General features: G+C 67.1%; 5 protein-coding genes and 1 pseudogene. All 6 read left to right on the top strand.

All coding sequences use genetic code 11. The annotated features are described in order from the left end of the window. On the top strand, nt 1–257 hold a 257-nt coding region (locus HP546_RS25960), incomplete at its 5' end, for a FixG Ig-like domain-containing protein (protein WP_306125728.1). A gap of 17 nt (nt 258–274) precedes the next feature. Then, entirely contained in the window at nt 275–802 is a 528-nt protein-coding gene (locus HP546_RS25955) for a FixH family protein (RefSeq protein ID WP_172231408.1), read from the top strand. 151 nt (nt 803–953) lie between these two features. After that, nucleotides 954–3,425, top strand: coding sequence for a heavy metal translocating P-type ATPase (locus tag HP546_RS25950; protein ID WP_172231405.1), 2,472 nt, complete (start codon nt 954–956; stop codon nt 3,423–3,425). Further along, the gene (ccoS, locus tag HP546_RS25945) at nt 3,404–3,619 is read left to right on the top strand and encodes a cbb3-type cytochrome oxidase assembly protein CcoS (protein ID WP_172231401.1); all 216 of its coding nucleotides are present in this window, start codon (nt 3,404–3,406) and stop codon (nt 3,617–3,619) included. The genes HP546_RS25950 and ccoS overlap by 22 nt, the downstream gene beginning before the upstream one ends. After that, nucleotides 3,612–4,295 (top strand): sulfite exporter TauE/SafE family protein, encoded by a 684-nt coding sequence (locus tag HP546_RS25940; protein WP_172231398.1) that lies wholly within the window; start codon nt 3,612–3,614, stop codon nt 4,293–4,295. The genes ccoS and HP546_RS25940 overlap by 8 nt, the downstream gene beginning before the upstream one ends. A gap of 177 nt (nt 4,296–4,472) precedes the next feature. After that, nucleotides 4,473–4,797, top strand: a pseudogene (locus HP546_RS25935) (coproporphyrinogen III oxidase); the annotation flags it as partial.

The raw sequence follows: 4,797 nt of genomic DNA, 5'->3' as shown, positions 1-4,797 counted from the left end.
TGAAGGTGATGAACAAGGACCAGCGCGACCACGTCTACGTGCTGGAGGCCGCCGGCCTGCCGGACCTCAAGCTGGAAGGCCAGCGCGAGATCCGCGTCGCCGCCGGTGACATCGTCAGCCTGCCGGTGCAGCTGTCGGTAGCCCCGGAAAAACTGCCGTCGACCACCAACGAAATCACCTTCATCCTCAAAAGCGCCGACGACAGCGACGCCCAGGTTGAAGCCAAGAGCCGCTTCATCGGCCCACAGATCCGCTAACAGAGAGATATCGCACAATGCCTGCCGCCACCGCTGCCAGCCCCTGGTACAAGCACCTCTGGCCCTGGATCATCATTGGCATCCTCACCACCTCGGTGTGCCTGAGCCTGACCATGGTCAGCATCGCCGTGAGCAACCCGGACAACCTGGTGAACGACAACTACTACGAGGCAGGCAAGGGCATCAACCGCTCGCTGGACCGTGAACTGCTGGCGCAGAACCTGAACCTGAAAGCCAGCGTACACCTGGACGAGCTGACCGGCGAAGTGGACCTGCGCCTGGCCGGCAACAGCGACCCGCAGAGCCTGGAACTGAACCTGATTTCGCCGACCCAGCCGCAGAAGGACCGCAAGGTACTGCTGAGCCGGGTCGAGGCCGGGCGTTACGTGGGGCAGCTGGAGGATGAGGTCGACGGGCGCCGCTTTGTGGAACTGCTGGGTAGCGAAGGTGGCCAGGTGTGGCGCTTGTTCGAGGAGGAAAAGGTCGAGCATGGCGTGACCTTGGAACTGGGTGACGAAGCCATCCAGGGCGCCGAGCACCATTAACCAAATCACCGCCGCCAATCCCTGTGGGAGCGGGTTTACCCGCGAATGCGTCAGACCTGAGCCCATCATTACCTGAGCTGACGCATTCGCGGGTGAACCCGCTCCCACTGGTACTGTGACCGGCCCGCGCTATGTGCAAGGCAATGATGTGATGACCCAACCCACCCCCTGCTACCACTGCGCCCTGCCCGTCCCGGCCGGCAACCGCTTCAGCGCCGTGGTCCTCGGCCAACCCAGGCAGTTCTGCTGCCCCGGCTGCCAGGCAGTTGCCGAGTCGATCGTTGCCGGCGGCCTGGAGCACTATTACCAGCACCGCAGCGACAACAGCGCCAACCCCGAAGCCCTGCCCAGGCAGTTGCAGGACGAACTGGCCCTGTACGACCGCAGCGACGTGCAACAAAGCTTCGTCCGCCACCAGGGCCAGCTGGCCGAAACCACCCTGCTGGTCGAAGGCATCAGCTGCGCCGCCTGCGGCTGGCTGATCGAAAAGCACCTGCGCAATCTGCCTGCCGTCGCCGAAGCCCGCCTCAACCTGTCCAACCACCGCCTGCTGCTGAGCTGGGACGACCAGCAGCTGCCGCTGTCACGCCTGCTCGCCGAGCTGCGCCAGATCGGCTACGCCGCCCACCCGTACCAGCCGGACCAGGCTGCCGAGCAGCTGGCCCGGGAAAACCGCAGCGCCCTGCGCCGGCTGGGCGTGGCCGGGCTGCTGTGGTTCCAGGCGATGATGGCGACCATGGCCACCTGGCCGGAATTCAACATCGACCTGTCGCCCGAATTGCACACCATCCTGCGTTGGGTGGCGCTGTTTCTCACCATCCCCATCGTGTTCTACAGCTGTGCGCCGTTCTTCAAGGGTGCAGCGCGCGACCTGCGCACCCGCCACCTGACCATGGACGTGTCGGTATCGTTGGCCATCGCCCTGGCGTTCGGTGCAGGTATCTGGACCGCAATCACCGGCAGCGGCGAGCTGTATTTCGACACCGTGGGCATGTTTGCGCTGTTCCTGCTGACCGGCCGCTACCTGGAACGCCGCGCCCGCGAACGCACTGCCGCGGCCACCGCGCAGCTGGTCAACCTGCTGCCGGCTTCCTGCCTGCGCCTGGACGCCATTGGCCGCAGCGAGCGCATCCTGCTCAGCGAGCTGCACTGCGGTGACACGGTGCAGGTGCTGCCGGGTGCAGTCATCCCCGCCGACGGGCGCATCGTCGAAGGCCGCTCCAGCGTCGACGAATCGCTGCTGACCGGGGAATACCTGCCGCAACCGCGCCGGGTTGGCGAACGGGTCACTGGCGGCACACTGAACGTCGAGAGCACCCTCAACGTGGAAGTCGAAGCCCTCGGCCATGATTCGCGGCTGTCGGCCATCGTTCGCCTGCTGGAGCGGGCCCAGACCGAAAAACCGCGCCTGGCGGAAATCGCCGACCGGGCCTCGCAGTGGTTCCTGTTGTTCTCGCTGCTGGCGGCCGCGGCCATCGGCCTGTGGTGGTGGCACCACGACCCTTCACGGGCGTTCTGGATTGTCCTGGCCATGCTGGTAGCAACCTGCCCGTGCGCCCTGTCGCTGGCCACGCCAACGGCGCTGACGGCAGCCACCGGCACCCTGCACAAGCTCGGCCTGCTGATCACCCGCGGGCATGTGCTGGAAGGCTTGAGCCAGATCGATACCGTGATTTTCGACAAGACCGGTACGCTGACCGAAGGCCGCCTGACCCTGCGCAGCATTCGCCCGCTCGGCAACCTGGCTGCCGACCGCTGCCTGGCCCTGGCGGCAGCCCTGGAAAACCGCTCCGAGCACCCCATCGCCCGCGCCTTCGGCCGCACCGCCACACCGGCCGACGACGTGCAGACCATGCCCGGCCTGGGCCTGGAAGGGCTGGTCGAAGGCCAGCGCCTGCGCATTGGCCAGGCCACCTTCGTCTGCGCCCTGAGCGGCGCAGAAATCCCCGGCGTGCCAGAGCCTCGCGGCCAGTGGCTGCTACTGGGCGACCGCCAGGGGCCGCTGGCCTGGTTCGGCCTGGACGACCGCCTGCGCGACGATGCCCCGATCCTGCTGGCCGCCTGCAAGGCCCGTGGCTGGCGCACGTTGCTGTTGTCGGGCGACAGCTCACCGATGGTCGCTGAAGTGGCCGCGCAACTGGGCATTGACGAAGCTATTGGCGGCCTGCGTCCGGACGACAAGCTGGACCGCCTGAAGGCACTGCAAGCGGCCGGGTGCAAGGTGCTGATGCTGGGCGACGGGGTCAACGACGTACCCGTGCTGGCCGCTGCCGACATCAGCATCGCCATGGGCAGCGCCACCGACCTGGCCAAGACCAGCGCCGATGCCGTGCTGCTGTCCAACCGCCTGCAGGCGCTGGTGCAGGCCTTCGAACTGGCCCGCCGCACCCGCCGCAACATCCTCGAGAATCTGCTCTGGGCGACCCTGTATAATGGCCTGATGCTGCCGTTTGCCGCGCTCGGCTGGATCACCCCGGTATGGGCCGCCATCGGCATGTCGGTCAGCTCGCTGATCGTGGTGCTCAATGCCCTGCGCCTGACCCGCATGCCGGCATCGGGCTTGCCGACACCTGCAACCCACTTGCCCGCGAGGAAGTCGCCATGCCCGCCCTCTATGTCATGATCCCCGCGGCCCTGCTGCTGGTCGGCGTGGCCGTGTACATCTTCTTCTGGGCGGTGGACAGCGGCCAGTACGACGACCTCGAAGGCCCTGCCCACAGCATCCTGTTCGACGACCAGGACCCGCACCACCAGGCGGCAGTGAACGCTGACGACGCCCCGGCTGACGCCGACAAGGAACCACCACCCCGTGCCTGACCTGCTTCCGCTGCTCGGCTCGGCTTTGATCCTCGGTCTGCTCGGCGGCGGCCACTGCCTGGGCATGTGCGGCGGCCTGATGGGCGCGCTGACCCTGGCCATCCCGCCCGAGCAACGCGGTCGGCGCCTGCGCCTGCTGCTGGCGTACAACCTTGGGCGTGTGCTGAGCTATGCCAGTGCCGGCCTGTTGCTGGGCCTGGCCGGCTGGGCCGTGGCCAGCAGCCCGGCGGCGCTGGCGCTGCGGGTGCTGGCAGCGCTGCTGCTGATTGCCATGGGGCTGTACCTGGCCGGCTGGTGGAGCGGGTTGACCCGTATCGAAGCACTGGGCCGTGGGCTGTGGCGGCATGTCCAGCCGGTGGCGTCGCGCTTGCTGCCGGTATCCAGCCTGCCCCGCGCGTTGCTGCTCGGGGCCTTGTGGGGGTGGTTGCCGTGCGGGCTGGTGTACAGCACCCTGCTGTGGGCGGCCAGCCAGGGCAATGCTGGCCATAGCGCAGCGCTGATGCTGGCGTTCGGGCTGGGAACCTGGCCGGTGTTGCTGGCCACGGGTCTGGCGGCGGAGCAGGTCAACAGGTTGTTGAAACGGCGCAGTGTGCGCGTTGCCGGCGGTGTGCTGGTGATCCTGTTCGGGGTATGGACCCTGCCCGGCCCGCACCAGCATTGGCTGATGGGGCATTGAAAGGGGCAGCACAAAGCTTGAGACTTGCACGCCCCCCTGTGGGAGCTGGCTTGCCGGCGATTGGGCCGCACAGCGGCCCTCGATAGCACGCCGACTCCCCTTGATACAAATCAACACAGATTCCTACGCGCGACCATAGACTCCGGTGCACTGCTGCTCTTTCCAGGGACCGCCTTCATGCTCGACGACCTACGTTGGGATACCGACCTGATCCGCCGCTACGATCTGGCCGGGCCACGCTATACCTCCTATCCGACCGCCGTGCAGCTGCACAGCGAAGTGGGCTCGTTCGACCTGCTCCACGCCCTGCGCGAAAGCCGCAGGGCGGTGCGCCCTCTGTCGCTGTACGTGCACGTGCCGTTCTGCGCCAACATCTGCTACTACTGCGCCTGCAACAAGGTCATCACCAAAGACCGCGCCCGCGCTGCGCCCTACCTGCAGCGCCTGGAGCAGGAAATCCGCCTGATCGCCTGCCACCTGGCGCCTGGGCAACGGGTCGAGC

The organism is Pseudomonas sp. CM25, from assembly GCF_013179705.1.
GTDB lineage: Bacteria > Pseudomonadota > Gammaproteobacteria > Pseudomonadales > Pseudomonadaceae > Aquipseudomonas.
Note: the sequence above shows the minus strand (reverse complement) of the source record. Positions and strands in the feature narration are given on the sequence as shown.

Bases quoted from the DNA above. Each gene is read 5' to 3' on its own strand.
- HP546_RS25955 (WP_172231408.1), top strand. From the start codon at position 275: ATGCCTGCCGCCACCGCTGCCAGCCCCTGGTACAAGCACCTCTGGCCC.
- HP546_RS25950 (WP_172231405.1), top strand. From the start codon at position 954: ATGACCCAACCCACCCCCTGCTACCACTGCGCCCTGCCCGTCCCGGCC.
- ccoS (WP_172231401.1), top strand. From the start codon at position 3,404: ATGCCCGCCCTCTATGTCATGATCCCCGCGGCCCTGCTGCTGGTCGGC.